General features: G+C 40.7%; 14 protein-coding genes and 1 pseudogene (1 of these 15 only partly in view). 5 read left to right on the forward strand and 10 right to left on the reverse strand.

The genetic code is table 11. From position 1 onward, the window contains the following. Both mce and CLV95_RS00800 read left to right on the forward strand, forming a co-directional pair. Positions 1 to 240, forward strand: the final stretch of a protein-coding gene (gene mce / locus CLV95_RS00795) for a mammalian cell entry protein Mce (protein WP_002721848.1). Its footprint begins 510 nt before the window's first position; 240 of the gene's 750 nt are visible here — the last part of the coding sequence; the start codon falls outside the window, past its left edge; its stop codon occupies positions 238 to 240. Between the two features lie 23 nt (positions 241 to 263). Further along, positions 264 to 1,151 (forward strand): NAD(P)-dependent oxidoreductase, encoded by an 888-nt coding sequence (locus CLV95_RS00800; RefSeq protein ID WP_002721866.1) that lies wholly within the window; start codon positions 264 to 266, stop codon positions 1,149 to 1,151. Here the strand turns inward: CLV95_RS00800 and CLV95_RS00805 are convergent. From CLV95_RS00805 to CLV95_RS00830, 6 genes are all read right to left on the reverse strand, one after another. Further along, positions 1,111 to 1,650 (reverse strand): GDYXXLXY domain-containing protein, encoded by a 540-nt coding sequence (locus CLV95_RS00805; RefSeq protein WP_016749683.1) that lies wholly within the window; start codon positions 1,648 to 1,650, stop codon positions 1,111 to 1,113. The genes CLV95_RS00800 and CLV95_RS00805 overlap by 41 nt on opposite strands. Beyond that, complete coding sequence (locus tag CLV95_RS00810; RefSeq protein WP_002721874.1) at positions 1,647 to 2,840, reverse strand: DUF2157 domain-containing protein; 1,194 nt, start codon at positions 2,838 to 2,840, stop codon at positions 1,647 to 1,649. Before CLV95_RS00810 ends, CLV95_RS00805 begins: the two co-directional genes overlap by 4 nt. 223 nt (positions 2,841 to 3,063) lie before the next feature. After that, the gene (locus CLV95_RS00815; RefSeq protein ID WP_002721906.1) at positions 3,064 to 3,912 is read right to left on the reverse strand and encodes a M48 family metalloprotease; all 849 of its coding nucleotides are present in this window, start codon (positions 3,910 to 3,912) and stop codon (positions 3,064 to 3,066) included. 266 nt (positions 3,913 to 4,178) lie between these two features. After that, positions 4,179 to 5,030 (reverse strand): DUF2797 domain-containing protein, encoded by an 852-nt coding sequence (locus CLV95_RS00820; protein WP_002721908.1) that lies wholly within the window; start codon positions 5,028 to 5,030, stop codon positions 4,179 to 4,181. Continuing rightward, positions 5,027 to 5,701: an LIC_11883 family protein gene (locus CLV95_RS00825; RefSeq protein WP_016749682.1), complete on the reverse strand. Its 675-nt coding sequence runs from the start codon at positions 5,699 to 5,701 to the stop codon at positions 5,027 to 5,029. The genes CLV95_RS00820 and CLV95_RS00825 overlap by 4 nt, the downstream gene beginning before the upstream one ends. Next, the gene (locus CLV95_RS00830; protein WP_002731808.1) at positions 5,670 to 6,932 is read right to left on the reverse strand and encodes an exo-beta-N-acetylmuramidase NamZ family protein; all 1,263 of its coding nucleotides are present in this window, start codon (positions 6,930 to 6,932) and stop codon (positions 5,670 to 5,672) included. The genes CLV95_RS00825 and CLV95_RS00830 overlap by 32 nt, the downstream gene beginning before the upstream one ends. 69 nt (positions 6,933 to 7,001) lie before the next feature. Between CLV95_RS00830 and CLV95_RS00835 the strand changes: the two genes are divergently transcribed. Next, positions 7,002 to 8,240, forward strand: coding sequence for a lipoprotein LipL46 (locus CLV95_RS00835; protein ID WP_002731632.1), 1,239 nt, complete (start codon positions 7,002 to 7,004; stop codon positions 8,238 to 8,240). A 165-nt stretch (positions 8,241 to 8,405) separates the two neighbouring features. Next, positions 8,406 to 8,531 (forward strand): hypothetical protein, encoded by a 126-nt coding sequence (locus CLV95_RS19605; RefSeq protein WP_002731939.1) that lies wholly within the window; start codon positions 8,406 to 8,408, stop codon positions 8,529 to 8,531. A gap of 794 nt (positions 8,532 to 9,325) precedes the next feature. Here CLV95_RS19605 and CLV95_RS00840 read toward each other — a convergent pair. The 4 genes from CLV95_RS00840 to CLV95_RS00855 form a co-directional block, all read right to left on the reverse strand. Continuing rightward, positions 9,326 to 10,627, reverse strand: coding sequence for a hypothetical protein (locus CLV95_RS00840; protein ID WP_002731784.1), 1,302 nt, complete (start codon positions 10,625 to 10,627; stop codon positions 9,326 to 9,328). A gap of 1,571 nt (positions 10,628 to 12,198) precedes the next feature. After that, positions 12,199 to 13,050 (reverse strand): flagellin N-terminal helical domain-containing protein, encoded by an 852-nt coding sequence (locus CLV95_RS00845; RefSeq protein ID WP_002721855.1) that lies wholly within the window; start codon positions 13,048 to 13,050, stop codon positions 12,199 to 12,201. 87 nt (positions 13,051 to 13,137) lie between these two features. Beyond that, positions 13,138 to 13,404 (reverse strand): hypothetical protein, encoded by a 267-nt coding sequence (locus tag CLV95_RS00850; RefSeq protein WP_002721927.1) that lies wholly within the window; start codon positions 13,402 to 13,404, stop codon positions 13,138 to 13,140. 100 nt (positions 13,405 to 13,504) lie between these two features. Continuing rightward, positions 13,505 to 14,350, reverse strand: a complete 846-nt coding sequence (locus CLV95_RS00855) for a flagellin N-terminal helical domain-containing protein (protein ID WP_107694835.1) — start codon at positions 14,348 to 14,350, stop codon at positions 13,505 to 13,507. On the opposite strand from CLV95_RS00855, the pseudogene CLV95_RS19695 reads away from it, so the two are divergent. After that, a pseudogene (locus tag CLV95_RS19695) lies at positions 14,349 to 14,535 on the forward strand (hypothetical protein). The gene CLV95_RS00855 and the pseudogene CLV95_RS19695 overlap by 2 nt on opposite strands. The last annotated feature ends 316 nt before the right edge of the window (positions 14,536 to 14,851 follow it).

Below are 14,851 nucleotides of genomic sequence, written 5' to 3' on the forward strand. Positions count from 1 at the left end.
TCCGAAAACAGAGGAGATATTCGTAAGACATTTTCAAATATCGCGGACATTACGACTAAAATAAACACAGGTGACGGAAGTTTGGGTCGACTTATCAACAATGACGACGTTCATAAAAACGTAAACACGGTTCTAACGGACGCACAAATCGTACTTCGCGAACTTAGGGAAGGACTCGAGGACACAAGGGAACAAGCCCCTGTCACAAGCTTTATTCGAGCTGCCTTAAGCGCTTTTTAATATTATAAATTACTTTTATACCAATGAAGAAACATACGATATCCATCATCGGAACCGGAATCATGGGCAGAGGCATAGCATCCAATCTTGCAAAAGTGGATCAAAATCTCAGACTCTACGCAAGAAACAAACTCAAAATCGCCGATTTGATAAGCGACAACGTTCAGATCTTCGATTCTCCCATGGAAGCGGTTAAAAATGCGGATCTAGTCATATTATGTCTGACCGAAGACACAGTCATCGAAAAAGAAGTGATCACATCCGGACTTTTAGAGACAAAACCTCCGATTATCCTAGACTGCGGAACCACATCCCTCTCCATGACTTTCAGACTCGCGAAACTATGTTCGGCAAAACAGATTCGCTTTTACGATTCTCCGATGACCGGTTCTAAAAACGCTGCGAGAGACGGACAGATTTTATTTATGATCGGCGCAGATCAGGCGGATGTTTCCGACATCGGCTTCTTTTTCGAGATTTGCGGTAAGAACACGGTGTATTGCGGTCAGGTTGGCGGAGGACAGAAGGCGAAACTCGCTCTCAATATGATTCAAGCGGGAATTTTTCAAATTTATATGGAAGGCTTCGAACTCGCAAAAAATTCAGGGGTGGAACCGGAAATCCTAAAAGACATTCTTCTGGGGTCCGCTGCAAAATCAGGGATCGCCGAATTTAAGTTTCCCTTTGTATTCTCCGGAAACTATGAAACTCATTTTTCTTTGAAGAATATGAGAAAGGACGTCTATCACGCGATGGAACTCGCGAAAGAAAACAAGACGAACCTTTCCCTTTGTCAAAATCTTCCCGAGATTTACGACGCGGGAATGAATGCCGGTTTTGGAGAAAACGACTTCTGTAGTCTAAACGAGGTCACAGCGAAGATCCGTCCTCCCAAATCAGAGAATCCGTAATCGCCTTTCCTTCGGAGTCAACTTTTAAACGAATATGAACTTTCTCTTCCCGAAGACGTTTTTCGTAGTCGAGAGCCTTGGTTTCGTTCACATAAAAACGTTCATTGCCGATTTTGAATCTTCCATATCGACAGGTCCCACGTAAATACAACCTACAAATTCTTTGATCCTTCAGTATATCCGGATTACAATCACTTATAAAAGCACCTTCTCCTTCTTTTATCTTTCCGGAATGAGGATAACAAACACAGTGTCGTTGATTTAAGTCGGTTTTATTATGGGAATTTGTATTGGGATTTTGGCAGATGGAATCCGATTGATACAAGATGTCATAACGCAGATAATGTCCTGCAAGAAGATCTCTCGGATCGTATCCAGTAATGGGAAGAACCACTTCTTTTCCCGAACTCTTTGAAAATTCGAGAGTCACAATCTCCCAACTGAAGAACAAAACCGGAAGGATTAATGCGACCGGAAGGATCGGTTTTAGAAGTTTCATTCTTCACCTCCCAATAAAATTCTCACCTTGGATTTGTATTTCAAGTATCCGATCGTAAGTCCTATGATAAGTAGTCCGGAAATGATAAGCCCGAATCCTGTGTAAGTCAAAGTTCCGAGTAGATCAAAATAAAAATATAAGAATCGAATTCCCACAATCGCCAAAGAAAGATCGAATATTTTTTTGTGATTTCGAAACGAGGACGCGATTCCCAGCCAAAAAAGAATAAACAAAAAGGAAGGCAATAACCTCACGGAATAATTCCAAATATGAGATCCAATCGACTCGGCCAAAACGTATCGAAACGGATGTGGAAAATACAATAAAAATAGTAGGAATAAACTTACACTCAAAGATTTCTTCTGATTAGAGGAAATGTCTCTATTGTAGAATAGAAGATAAAAGAGAGGGACCAAAACAAATAACCTAAGCCCCACAATCAGCCAAGGAAAATCCGTCGTATAACCGAAATACTTTACGTTTTCCGAAAGGTTATCATAATCATTACTCCAATTCTGGAAAAATCCCCGGAAAAAAGTTCCGGCGATCAAAAACAATACGGCCCAAAAAAACAAAGTAGCTCTTCTGGATTCTAAAGTGAATTTTTCCGCAGCCAACCAAATTCCCGTAAAACCTACGATCGAATAATAATAGTAGGTATTCCAATAATACCCCCACTCGTGCCCCCCTCGATTCTGGATTTGCTCAAAGATCCATCCCGTAACCGCAATCTGAAATCCGATCAACCAAAGGTGTATTAGAGTTTTGGAATCGGTTGCAATCAAAAATAAAAAAGTAAGAATACACCAAAGTTTTGCCGCTTCGTAATATTTCCCTTCCAAGTGATAAACCTGCGATACAAGTCCGATCATCCCTAGGATCAAAATCGATTCGAGGACGATAAAAGCAGTCAGCAAATTAGGATTTTCTCGTTTCCAAAACGCAAGTCCGGCAGTAAATGCAAGGATACTCAGACCGACGCCTAACTTTACGAAATCATGGATTTCTTCCCAATTGGCGGCAATGATTGCGATGATACCGATGCCGATGACGATCACGCCTAAAATGATAAACGAATAATGAAGATAAGAAGTTTTTCGGGTCTCTTCAAAATTTAGAATCGCATCCGATTGTTCCGAATCGATGAGACCCACCCCCACCCATCTTTTTAGTTTTTGTTCCAAACGCATAGATGGAAAGACTTTAGGGAAAATCGAACCGATTGCAAGAAGTTTTTAGAGTGACATAGAGTTGCACTTCAATCCTACTCATAACCGTAGTCCATCCGATTTCGAGAGAAAACGGAAAAACACAAACCGAAATCTATTTTATAGAGCCGCCCTTGAAATCTTTTTCCACGTTATTTTCTTCCAATCCGATTTTAGAATATGCCTTTGAGTTCGTATAAACGAGTCAGTCCTCCTCTCCAAACGTACGTTTCATAACAGCTTGATAACGTTCTGTATACAGATTTTCCCGAGTAGCTTTCGGATTTCCGATACTCTTGAGCCTTTTGGCATTTTCTGCAATTCTCTCGTCGTTCAAAGGATGTGTGGATAAAAATTTTATAATTCTCTTATCCGGACTTCTTTCCCCTTCTTCCTTTTCCTTTTTTTCAATGAGTATAAAAAATGATTCGAGAGCGCCGGGATAGTATTTCGTGGATTTCAAATATTCAAAACTCATCGTGTCCGCCTCAGCCTCCGAAGAACGGCTGTTGGCCAGGGTGAGAATTTCCCCTCCGATTCTGGAACCCAGATTGATGAGATTAGCCGCGTCCGACCCCAGAAAAATCGTCAGACCGATATAGATCGTAAAATAGATTCCTAAAGAACTGATGATTTGTTTTACAGAATGCCTTTTTTCCGCGTGCGCAATTTCGTGTGCAAGGATTGCCGCTAATGTAGCTTCGTTCTGGATGAGTTTCAATAAGCCTGTGTAAACAAAGATATAACCGCCGGGAGTGCAAACGGCATTGATCGTATCATCGTCGTCCAAAATAGAGATCTTATAGGGGAATTCTTTTTTGTATTTGATCTGATCCGATTTTAGAATTCGGTCCGCGACGGACTTTACGTATTTTTCAAGGACAACGTTCTTTAGAATATGCATTCCTTCCTTTCCGTCTTTTGCGTTTTCTAAAAACGATTTTCCAATCTGTAGATCCAATTCGATAGGGACCACGGAATCGATGACTGCGTCACATGCGGAAAACAAAAAGAAGGTGGAAAGTAGAAATATCTTCGAAAAAAACCTTTTCATCGAAAGTATTTATTTTTAAAAGAACGAAAGATTCATAGCAGAATTTTGAGTTATTTCTTTTTAAAATGGGTCCGTGTCGGCCATAAAAGAATAACTCTCTTTGGAAACAATTCTCGAAATTGTTTCTAAAAACCGAAAAATTGTCGGAGTTCGGAAAATCTTTATTTTAAAATCGATATTTTTCAGGTATCAATCATCCATTTTGTAGGAGTTCTCACGTTTCAACTCCTGAGAATGGGATACTCGAGACTTTAAAAACGACTATCTTACTCCGCACTCAGAACGGTTTCATAACCGCCGTATGCGCGGATATTGATCACGCCCGATTGAAACAAAAGATACTGTCCTTTGATTCCTGTGAGAACGTCTTCGATGAGTGGATTTTTTTCAGGCGCGAGCGATTGTATTTTTTGCGGATAAGACCGAATCGGATAACGGATATTAGTCGGAGTTTCTTGGGTAGAAATCTTATAATCCAGATCAAAATCAAACTCTTCGATTTTTTGGATGAATTCTTTTTTTCGTTCGATAAGATCAACCGGCTCAGGATCACCTGCCACCATTTTTTGCCAAGTCGTCCTATCGGACAAAACCTTGGAAAGTTCTTTTTCTATAATCCCAGCGTCCCTTCTCGAAACGACTTCCACAAGAGGAATTCCTTGAACGGCCCCCTGATCCACCCATCGATTCGATACCGGATTTTCTTTGGTGATTCCGACCTTAATCGCGGAACTGTTTGCAAGATACACCGTGTGGGAAATAAAACAGTGAGATTCCCCCCAATCCGGCTCTCTGCAAGTCCCGAGATGAAAATGACAAGTATCGGGCCTTAAGATACAAAGATCGTTTTCCGCAAGAGTTTGAAAACAAGTGAAACAATTTCCCTGATTGAAACTTTTTTTAGTGATTCTTCCGCAAGAAACGCAGCGTATCTTTCCGGTAAATTCCAACCGAATCTTTTTATTCAAATAATTTAGAATAGTAGAATTTTCTTGAATACGGGCTTCTTGTTTTTCGGAAGAATCCAAATCGTACATCGCTGTGACCCAGATATACTGAACAGGATCGATCCCCTGATGATCCATCATCCTCAAAAAACCGGAAGCAATTTGTTTCATGGAAACGAAATTTCTCTTCCGCCAAGCGGTCTGCGGATCGGATCGGTTTTCACTTCCAAAATCGCGTTCAATTTGGAGCCAACCCAGTCAAAAATGAGAATCCTGTCCTGAAACTCGTAATGACTGAGTTGCCCGGTGTTTAGATAAAATGCGCGTAAAAATTCTCCCGGATTTTCTTCCGAATCGATTTTCACCACGTTTTTTCCGGAAATCGTGGTTCCGGAGTACAATTGAATATTCTTATATACTTTCAAACTCGGATTGAATCCGCGAGAAAGAGTTTCAGAGGCGGATGTAGGGAGTTTTTCGGAGATTGGAGAAGAGGACATCGTTTCAGGCAACTTTTGAGACTCGGAAGGAACCTGCTGTTTTAAGAGCCCGCAGAAAAAAGGACCGGGAAGTGGAGGAACGGGAATCGTACAAACTCCGTCTTCCCACACCTGCTCTTGATCGATCGTGTATTCTTTTTTTAAACTCTGCGCGACCTTCGCATACGTGTAATACTTGAGTCGCCCTACCAATTCTCTGAGTGAATATTCCTTCCAATCCGAATTTTGTGCAAAGACAGAAATATTCAAAAATGAGAATAGACCACAAAACACGATCGTACTTAAAAAAACGCCGTATTTGATATCCATCTTAATAAAGATAATACTTCTTGATCTTCTCATTGTATTCTTTCTCGGCAAAACTTAAATATTTCGAATACTGATCGTAGCTTTTTCCGGAGTCGACCGCTTTTCGAAAGGATTCCGTTCCCCAAAGGAAATCGATATTATAAGTTCCATCCGGATACGATCTCCATTTAAATTCCTTATAATTCGATTTTAAGACGACGATCAATTGAAACACCATTTTGAGAGGATCGTATTTTCGATTCACAACCGTTAGTCGCAATCCCCTACAGATTTCATTTTTATACGGACCGAATACCGGTTTGAAGAATACGGTTTGATAATAATAGTCTCCTCCGGAATTTTGATTTAATTCTTCCGCTAATTTTTCAGGTTCGATCATCCAAGGCGCTCCGAAATATACGAAAGGAGCCGTCGTTCCTCTTCCCACAGAAACATTCACTCCTTCCAATAAAACGAGCCCTAGATAATTGATCGCGGAATCTACCGTCGGCAAATTCGGAGAAGGTGTAATCCAAGGAATTCCTTCCTTATCCCAATCGAAAGAACGTTTTGCGTTTTTAGGCGATATGATTTCCAACTGAATTCTATTTTCCAAGTATTCCGCGTTGTAATAAGCGGCCGACTCTCCTAAAGTTAAACCTCCGAAGAAAAGGGAAGGAAATTCTCCCGCAAAGTTAAGAAATCTTTTATCGATCATCTCTCCCCTTCCTTTTAAATAAAGAGCGGGGTTGACATGATCCAAAACGATCAATTTTGTATTCTTCGAGTCCGGAATTCCATCCATGATTCTTTTTAAAACCGTTAAGTAAGTATAACATCTCATTCCCATATCTTGAACGTCGAAAAGAATCACATCAGTGCCTTTCAAAATCGCGGGAAGTTCCGCATTTTTCACCCGATAGATATGATAGATCGGAAGATTGAAAAATTCATCCACTGTAACCGGAGATTTGCTGAAATCTTCTTCCAACCCCAAAAATCCGTGTTCGAGCCCGATCAGATGTTTGATTTTTACGTTATGCTTTTTAAATTCTCTCAGAATTCTTTCGGGACTTCTGCCGATTCCGGATGGATTTGTGATTAGAATCACGTTCTTTCCGGAAAGGCCGGGAAGAACATTGGTATAAAATTCGATTTCGGAAGGAACGTATTTCGAATCCGAGATATGTTTGCGAAAACTTTTTTCCGCACACGCAATCGAAGGGAACAAAAGAAAAAAAATAACCGAAAGAAAGAATTTTTTATTTATTTTTGTGTTGAGCATCTGAGACTTCCTTCCTATTCTGTTTAAGAAAATTTCTCAAACCTTATTCTTCAAGGAGAAAAACGACAAATGAATCGTTTCCTTACTACCAGGCTTATCTCAACATTAGCAATTATTTCGTTTGCAGTGAACTGCGGTTCCTCCGGATCCACTCGCGGTAAAAAGAAAGAATTCTACGAAAAAGAAGGTAACAAAGTTACCGTGATTGGAGAAGCTCCCATCTATAACGGCGACAAACAAATCGCAAAACAAAGGGCTTTAAAAGATGCTAAAATCAACGCAGTTCGTAAAGTGATCGGTGAAGAAATCAGTAATAAAAGTAAGGCGTCCGACGGAGAAAGTTTAGGTTCCAGCCTTCTTTCTAAAACGGATGCATTCGTTAAAAGTTATGAGATCATCGACGAAGCCGAAGGTAAAATCGATACTCAACCTATGTTGAAACTTACCGTTCGATGCGAAGTAGAAGAATCCAAAATTTCCACTGCGGTCGACAATCTGCTCGCCGACGTCGGCAATCCGAGAGTTGCCGTTTTAGTTCTCGGTAAAGTAGGTGGCATGCCGGTCGCACCCGCAAGTGCGAATAATTTCGGGGAAGCCGAAATCATCAAAGCTTTGAAAAAAAACGGAAACAAAATCATCGATCCTGCTCTTACTGCCAAGAAAGTAAGTAAAACTCAAGTGGATGCGGAAAACGTAGAAGGCTCTCCTTTGATTAAAATTCTGGCGGAAGCGCTTCAGGCCGAGGTGTTGGTTCTTGGAACCGTAGAAACCGAAGACCAACAACCCTTAGATTCCGTAAACGGAAAAGCATTGGAAAGAACCATCTATAACACAGCAGCGACCGGTACTTATAAAGTGGTTCTTCTTTGGGGAGACGGAAAAATCGTTGATAGTGGTAGCGCGGATGGTCGAGGAGCCGACATCACTCAAAAAGTTTCCAGAGAGAAAGCGATTTCCGAGTGGGCCACTTCCGTTTCTAAGAAAGTAAACGCTCAATTGAAAGAAGAATGGTTCAACCTTACGGAAAATAATCCAATCGTCCTGAAGTTCACCGGATTGAGTGCCGACGAAGCGACTAAGTTCAAAGATGATCTTACCGAGTTTACCGCCGCGAAAGAAGTAAACGTTAGAACCTCCGATACGAACGGTTCCGAATGGGAAGTAATTTATCCCGGTAAGGATTCTCTCTTTCAAGAGGAATTGGTTTATAAAAAAGACAGAGGCTTCTCCTTTTTAGCGACTAAAACCTTGGAAGTAAAATCCGCAAGTCGTGGTGTGGTGAACTTAGAATTCAAACCTTTGAAATAAGCTTTTCATTTCATTCCAAGAGAAATCAAAAATACCCGAGGAAGTTTTTTCTCGGGTATTTTTTATACTTAAAACTTATCCCCAAACCTTGGAATCGTAAGAACTCCGACAAAAGTACACGAACAAATAAAATCTGTTCGAAAGCCCGTAAATTATTAAAGAGCCATGATCCGTGGGAACTCCTACGTTTTCGCTTTATTACGAGCCTTGGGAGCCGATTTCTCTTCTCAGGTTTTGGGACAAGTTCTTAGACAAAATGGCGCCCTTCTGGGCTTGAAAACCGTGGTTTAGATGCGCATTTACCACAAAACAAGAAAACCGACAGAAAGAACGAAGAGCCGGTCTCAAAATCTTAGGAATGTAGGAACTATTACAATTTTAAACGACGAGAGAAAACCGCCAATGCGACGGTTTCTGTGAGAACTTTCACGTTTTTTAAAAACTTGCCGGATCGTTTAGAGATATTTTTCTTCAGGTTTTGAGGCCGGCTCTAAGAGTTTGTCCCAAAAATTGTCTTCTGTAGCAGTGGCATTTCCACGACACTGTCATGAGTCCTCTAAATGTAGGAGCTCCCACTTCTTGAAGGGTGAAAAACGATTTAAAAATATATAAACTCCCCAAAACGGCATAATCTTGTGGAAACGACTCGCTCTATTAGTAACGACTTAACAATTAACATGAACTCGATATAAGAAAGCTCTGCGGCTTGAGTTCCCCTACGCTTCATCGCTTTCGCATTAGTTAGTTCACGTTAACAATTATGATTGCGATCGTGATCGTGATTTTTCTTAAAACTTTGGGGACAGACTTTAAATTTCAATCTTTCGGAAAATAACCAAGAACGCAGTCTTTGAATAAGTTAATGACACAGCGTCATATTTTGTTTGATCCGACATTTTACTTCTTTCTTGCATCTTTTCTCTCTAAAAACAACAAAGGCGGGATTGTATTTTTCAACCCGCCTTCATGATTATAAATCCATCTGAAGAAACAATTCAATTCATCATAACGAAGTTATGATGAATTGAGCGAAGTTTCAACGCAAAGTTTTCAACTAAACTCTCTCTCGATTGTTTTTCTGACGATTACCACAACCAATAAGCTTCTAAGAAATCCGAATTCAATCCTAAAGCGGAAGGTTGTCTCACGACACATCTTCTATAAGGAGAAAACTCCCACTTATTGTAAGGCTTTCTATCAAAAAGTCCTAATATATCTGAAAAAGTTTGATCTACTAAACAATGATAATTGTAAAGAGGAAATCCACCTTTATCTTTTACGTGTATTTTAGAAGTCTGAAAAAAATAAATATCCATGGAATCCGCGAGTTCATGACCTTGATCATTTACGGCATTGATTAAATTTTTTAATCCATTTTGCAACGGATATCCCATATGGACTAAAACACCAATTCCTTTGAGAAGCATGTAGTGGTTGAAAAAATTGGCATCTTCGGACTGAACCACTATTCCTATGACGGAGGAGCCAAGAGTTATAATTTCTCTCCAAACCCCCAAATTCGTCATCTGTCCCTGGGCAATGTATTTCAAGATCACTTCGTTGATTTTAGCCACCGGATTGACTGCAGGGTTATGATTACCATATCGAAGTTCTACGTTACGAGAATCTCGAACTCGGTAATCCCTAGCTGCTTCATAATATCGCAAAAGACCTTCACAAATTTGGACAATATCCGGTTTCAATTCATCGACAAATACATAAGTCCAGTAAAGCCCTACGAGAGAATGAACCACAGCGTCCAGAGAAAAATCGTATCTAAATTTATAGTGTTGACCTTCAAACACATAATCGGTATATCTCATGGTCCCACAAGACGCATTGTCAGCACGAGCGCCTTCCGTTCCATTTTTGTTACAAGATAAAAATTGGTCATACGCCTCTATATTGACAAAATTTCGACCGAACCCTCCGTTATTCAGAGACTGCATTAGTTTATAATAATTTACATATCTCTTTATAAGAGAGAGCGTATCCGGATCATGAGTATTTTTATACCTCCAGGCCATCGCGCCTAGGGTTACCCCAACATTAAAAGTTGCATCCCCGGCTTCCTGCCAATTATACTTTCCGATCCCGTTGAAGGCAAAATTATCAAAAAAATCCAAACCTCGGTACTCGACTTGCCCCAGAGGTCCGGTTAAATGTTTAGCGTTTTGATATACTTGACCCTCTTTATACGAATTCATCTCCCCGACTAACCATGCCAGAAGCATAACCTTACTGTTCGAAGTCTTTTTTCCGGGAATACAAAACAACATCGTCGAAAAAACAAAAACGAGTAGAAAAAACCTACTCCCTACTCGAGTCATTCTTGATAAATATAATTTTGAAAACTTTGCTTTCAAAGTTTCTTGTTCTTTTTTCATCCTAACACCATGCCCTTGCTTAATTCATTTTCAGTCTAAGCCATCTAACTTCGCTTCTATTTTACAAAACACAAATACTCGCAAGGTGCGGTTTTCTAAATTCAGACGCACCGAACATTTCATAAAATCGAATTTCGCTTTATCGCCTTTACACTAAAATAATCAACCTCCCGATCACATTCTCTCTCCTCATAAAGACATCTCGCTCCTAAAAATTCGAAAAACATAATGCCATAGAGCCAAATCAAGCCTCATTGTACTACCACAGAACCATAAGCCCGAATTTATACAGTAAATCCGAATAACGTCACACAAGGAATACACAGGAAATCGATTACATAAAACGTAATATAATTTCACATAACGTTAACTTTTATAAAAATTATAAACTTCTGTCAAATAAAAAATATTTATAAATATAATATTAAATTTTAATAATATATATATTAATCATCAGACCATCCTTTGAGGGGTGATGCACGGATAGAAACTCAATAAGTTCGCAAAAAACCTAAGGCTAAAACCCAATTCACCTTCAACGAACTTGGACAAATACGATTAATACAAAACTAAACAGAAATTGCCTAACGTAAAAAATGAGAATAAAACCCACACTATAGTAACAAAAACACCAAGAACCAGAGCAAAGAGATATAACTCTAATTCAAACAAAGCGATAAGTCCGAAATAAAAAGTGGGTTTTTGCTCCCTTACGTCAAAATACTTGGGGTTGTCCCAAAAACTCAAAAGAAATCAGCACAACTATTTCATAACTTCGTAATAAAATATAGCAATTCCCGCAGATTACGTCCCTACGAGCTTTCGAACATATTTTATAATTGTTAAATTCCCGTTTGGAGTTCCTACATCCCGAGATTTTGGGACGGACTTTTTACCGTTGTTAACTCCCGTAGGTCTGCTTTTTCGGGAGAATTTAGTTTTAGAAAACACTTAAAGGATATGGAATGTCTTTAGCTATCAAAACGAATAAACTGAAATCCGTTTGTATAGAGAGCAATTGGGAATCTCAGTAAGTCATTTGTTTGGTGTTGAAATTAAGAATTGGACCTGAACGAATCAACCGAGCAAACCTCGACAAAATGATCGGCATGAAAGAATGCATGAAAACTTGAGATAAGAGACGGGTTATCGGCCCGGTCTTCTATTACTAATTTCTATATAATAGAGCTCCCAAGTTTCCATCCTTAAACGGGGATTTGTGTCAAAATGAACGGTATTTATTCATGCAGGGATCAGTAAAACCTGGAAAGAAATATCATCGTGAATTTTTCGCAAAACGCAGGAATTACCATAAATTCCGTCGTCGCATTATCTTTGCCGTTTTAAACCGCTTTTTCGCGAAAAATCTCCGCAAGATACGGCATCGGACGATTCCGGAACCGGCCTTAATTTTTTAAATTCAAAAATTAGAATATTCTTAAAAATGATTATGAACTATCTACGGAGGTTTTTCTAAAACTTTATAATTCGAAATTCTTATAAAAAATCCACCGGAAGAGATGCCTCCCGGTGGAACCTTTTTGTCTACCTTCCCTCCTGGAAGGCTTCCTTTAGATATGCTGCAGAAGCTTGAGAACCGAATTCGGTTTCATATTTGCCTGCGCTAACATTGCCGTACCACTCTGAACGAGTATTTGTTTTGTGGTCAGCGAGACAACTTCCTCCGCCATATCGGCGTCCCGAATTCTGGATTCCGATGCTTGCATATTTTCATATGCACCCATCAGCCCTTTTGCGGTATACTCGAGCCTATTGTAATAAGCCCCCATATCCGCCCTCTGCTTCATGATCCTCGTAAGAGCTGCATCCGCTAAACCGATAACATCGTTGGCTTCTCCCGGAGAAGAAATCGCGATCGGTCTCCCGTCCGCCTTTACAAGCTTCAGGGCTTTCGAAGTCATCGTGCCGATGTAAAATCTCTCTCGCTGATTTTGGTTCGGTCCCATATGAAACCACATGGACGCGACCCGTGAACCTCTTGCGAATTGCCCCTCGAAAAGCTTGAACTTATTAAATTCAGCTTGAGAAGCGATTCGGTCGACTTCGTCCACCAGCGCAGATACTTCCACCTGCACAAGCTGCCTATCTTCGTTGCTGTAGATACCATTCGAGGTCTGGATGGCAAGCACCCGGATTCTCTGAATGATGTTCGACGTCTGTTCGAGGAAACCCTCGGCAGTTTGAATGAAGCTCATCCCGTCTTCGGTGTTTCTTTCGGCCTGACGCAGACCGTTGATCTGCGTTCTTAGCTTTTCAGAAACCGCGAGTCCGGAAGCGTCGTCCGCCGCGGAATTGATCCGCATACCGGAAGACAAAGCCTTCATCGTCTTGTCCACAGCAAGCTCGTTGAACTTTAGAGAACGGTGAGAATTCACCGCGCTCAGGTTGTGATTGATAATCATTCTACACTCCTTTGTAGAGATGAACCGGCAAATCTCCCTATCTGCCGGCCGGACATGGTCTGTCCGGTGCTCCGGGATGGACAGTATTCAGACCACCTGACAGACCAGGCGTCCTCCTATCACGGAGTAACAATGAATTATCAATCGCGAATTTGTTATTTCAACGAACCCTCTGGCCCCCAAAAGGACCACGGAAAGCGAATATTCTAAAATAAGAATGTTCTTTAGCCGAACTTTCCGTCGTACTTCGGGAATTCTCAAACACAAAGAGCCGCTCAAAGCGGCTTTCTTAAATAAGGTCGGATCGAAACAGACCGGATGGAATTTAGGAATCAATTCCGGAAGGAAACACATTCCGAAGAAATGTATTCCTCTTCCGGTCAGTTATTCACCTGCCCTTACGGCCGCCAAAACTTTCGGCGACCGTAAGACCTTAACCGTTGAGGTTAAAATCTTATCTAAGAAGCTGGAGAACCGACTGAGGTCTTACGTTAGCCCGAGCAAGCATTGCTGTTCCCGATTGAACCAGAATTTGGTTCTTCGTGAATGCAACGGTTTCCTCCGCCATATCTGTGTCCCTGATTCTCGACTCTGAAGCCTGGATATTTTCGTAAGCAACCATCAGACCTTTGGAAGCATGTTCCAGTCTGTTGAAGTATGCTCCGAGGTTCGCTCTTTGTTTGTTGATTTTCATCAGAGCGTCGTCCAGAACCCCGATAGAGTCATTGGCAAATTCAGCCGTAGACAGAGTCAGGAGAGAACCGTCAGCCTTGATGAGGTTGAGAGACTTCGCGGTCATAGTCGCGATGTACACTCTTTCTCTCTGGTGCTGGTTCGGTCCGATATGGAACCACATGGAAGAAGTTCTAGAACCTCTTGCAAAGTCCCCCTGAAGGAGAGCCATCTTGTTGAATTCAGCCTGAGAAGCGATACGATCGATCTCGTCCACGAGCTGAGAAACTTCAACTTGAATCATCTGGCGATCTTCCGCACTGTAGATTCCGTTGGAAGACTGAATAGCAAGAACCCTGATTCTTTGGATGATATCGTTGGTTTCCTGCAGATATCCTTCCGTAGTCTGGATCAGAGACATACCGTCTTCGGTGTTTCTCTCAGCTTGTCTGAGACCTTTTACCTGCGTTCTCATTTTTTCAGAAACGGCGAGGCCGGAAGCATCGTCACCGGCACGGTTGATACGCATACCGGAAGATAGAGTTTCCATATTCTTCGCTACTTCGTTATTCTGAAATTTCAGAACGCGATGGGAATTGATCGCGGCTAAGTTGTGATTGATGATCATGGGTTTCCTCCTTGAAACTGATCATGACTCCGGCATCCGTGCCCGAGCCCCTTGTGAGTTTGGTTTTGGCCTAATTGATTTCTTTATTTTGGAAGGAAACGAACGGGAAATCGCACCCGAGTCCTTTTTCTTCCTACTCTATCTTCGGTGATTCGCCAGGGAGGATTAAGTTTTGCAGAAACTGATATTTTTTTTCAAAAACGGATATTTTTACCCATTTTCGGAGAATTTTAGCGTTTTTTAAGAATTTTAATTTTATACTTTTTTTTAAAAAAATTGATTCTTATTAGGCTTATCTCTTAAATTCGATCGATTTCAAAATTCTCGTAAGTATTTTTTATTTTCAAATGGGCTTTTTTCCAAAAAGGGAAAGCCTCTAAAAAATCTATTTATGAAATATTTCTCCCAATTCAAATTTTTGTACGATATACAATGGTGTGGGACGATCCTAAATTCGAACTTTACAGCTAAATTTTGAAAACGGGAGGCTCCTACAAAAAC

Source organism: Leptospira borgpetersenii serovar Javanica (assembly GCF_003046425.1).
Lineage (GTDB): Bacteria > Spirochaetota > Leptospiria > Leptospirales > Leptospiraceae > Leptospira > Leptospira borgpetersenii.

What these genes read in the sequence shown, in the direction of transcription:
- CLV95_RS00855 (WP_107694835.1), bottom strand. Translation starts at nt 14,350, where the DNA reads ATGATCATCAATCACAACTTAGCCGCGATCAATTCCCATCGCGTTCTG.
- CLV95_RS00850 (WP_002721927.1), bottom strand. Translation starts at nt 13,404, where the DNA reads ATGTGTTTCCTTCCGGAATTGATTCCTAAATTCCATCCGGTCTGTTTC.
- CLV95_RS00820 (WP_002721908.1), bottom strand. Translation starts at nt 5,030, where the DNA reads ATGAAACAAATTGCTTCCGGTTTTTTGAGGATGATGGATCATCAGGGG.
- CLV95_RS00825 (WP_016749682.1), bottom strand. Translation starts at nt 5,701, where the DNA reads ATGAGAAGATCAAGAAGTATTATCTTTATTAAGATGGATATCAAATAC.
- CLV95_RS00830 (WP_002731808.1), bottom strand. Translation starts at nt 6,932, where the DNA reads ATGCTCAACACAAAAATAAATAAAAAATTCTTTCTTTCGGTTATTTTT.
- CLV95_RS00815 (WP_002721906.1), bottom strand. Translation starts at nt 3,912, where the DNA reads ATGAAAAGGTTTTTTTCGAAGATATTTCTACTTTCCACCTTCTTTTTG.
- CLV95_RS00845 (WP_002721855.1), bottom strand. Translation starts at nt 13,050, where the DNA reads ATGATTATCAATCACAACCTGAGCGCGGTGAATTCTCACCGTTCTCTA.
- CLV95_RS00810 (WP_002721874.1), bottom strand. Translation starts at nt 2,840, where the DNA reads ATGCGTTTGGAACAAAAACTAAAAAGATGGGTGGGGGTGGGTCTCATC.
- CLV95_RS00840 (WP_002731784.1), bottom strand. Translation starts at nt 10,627, where the DNA reads ATGAAAAAAGAACAAGAAACTTTGAAAGCAAAGTTTTCAAAATTATAT.
- CLV95_RS00835 (WP_002731632.1), top strand. Translation starts at nt 7,002, where the DNA reads ATGAATCGTTTCCTTACTACCAGGCTTATCTCAACATTAGCAATTATT.
- CLV95_RS00805 (WP_016749683.1), bottom strand. Translation starts at nt 1,650, where the DNA reads ATGAAACTTCTAAAACCGATCCTTCCGGTCGCATTAATCCTTCCGGTT.
- CLV95_RS00800 (WP_002721866.1), top strand. Translation starts at nt 264, where the DNA reads ATGAAGAAACATACGATATCCATCATCGGAACCGGAATCATGGGCAGA.
- CLV95_RS19605 (WP_002731939.1), top strand. Translation starts at nt 8,406, where the DNA reads ATGATCCGTGGGAACTCCTACGTTTTCGCTTTATTACGAGCCTTGGGA.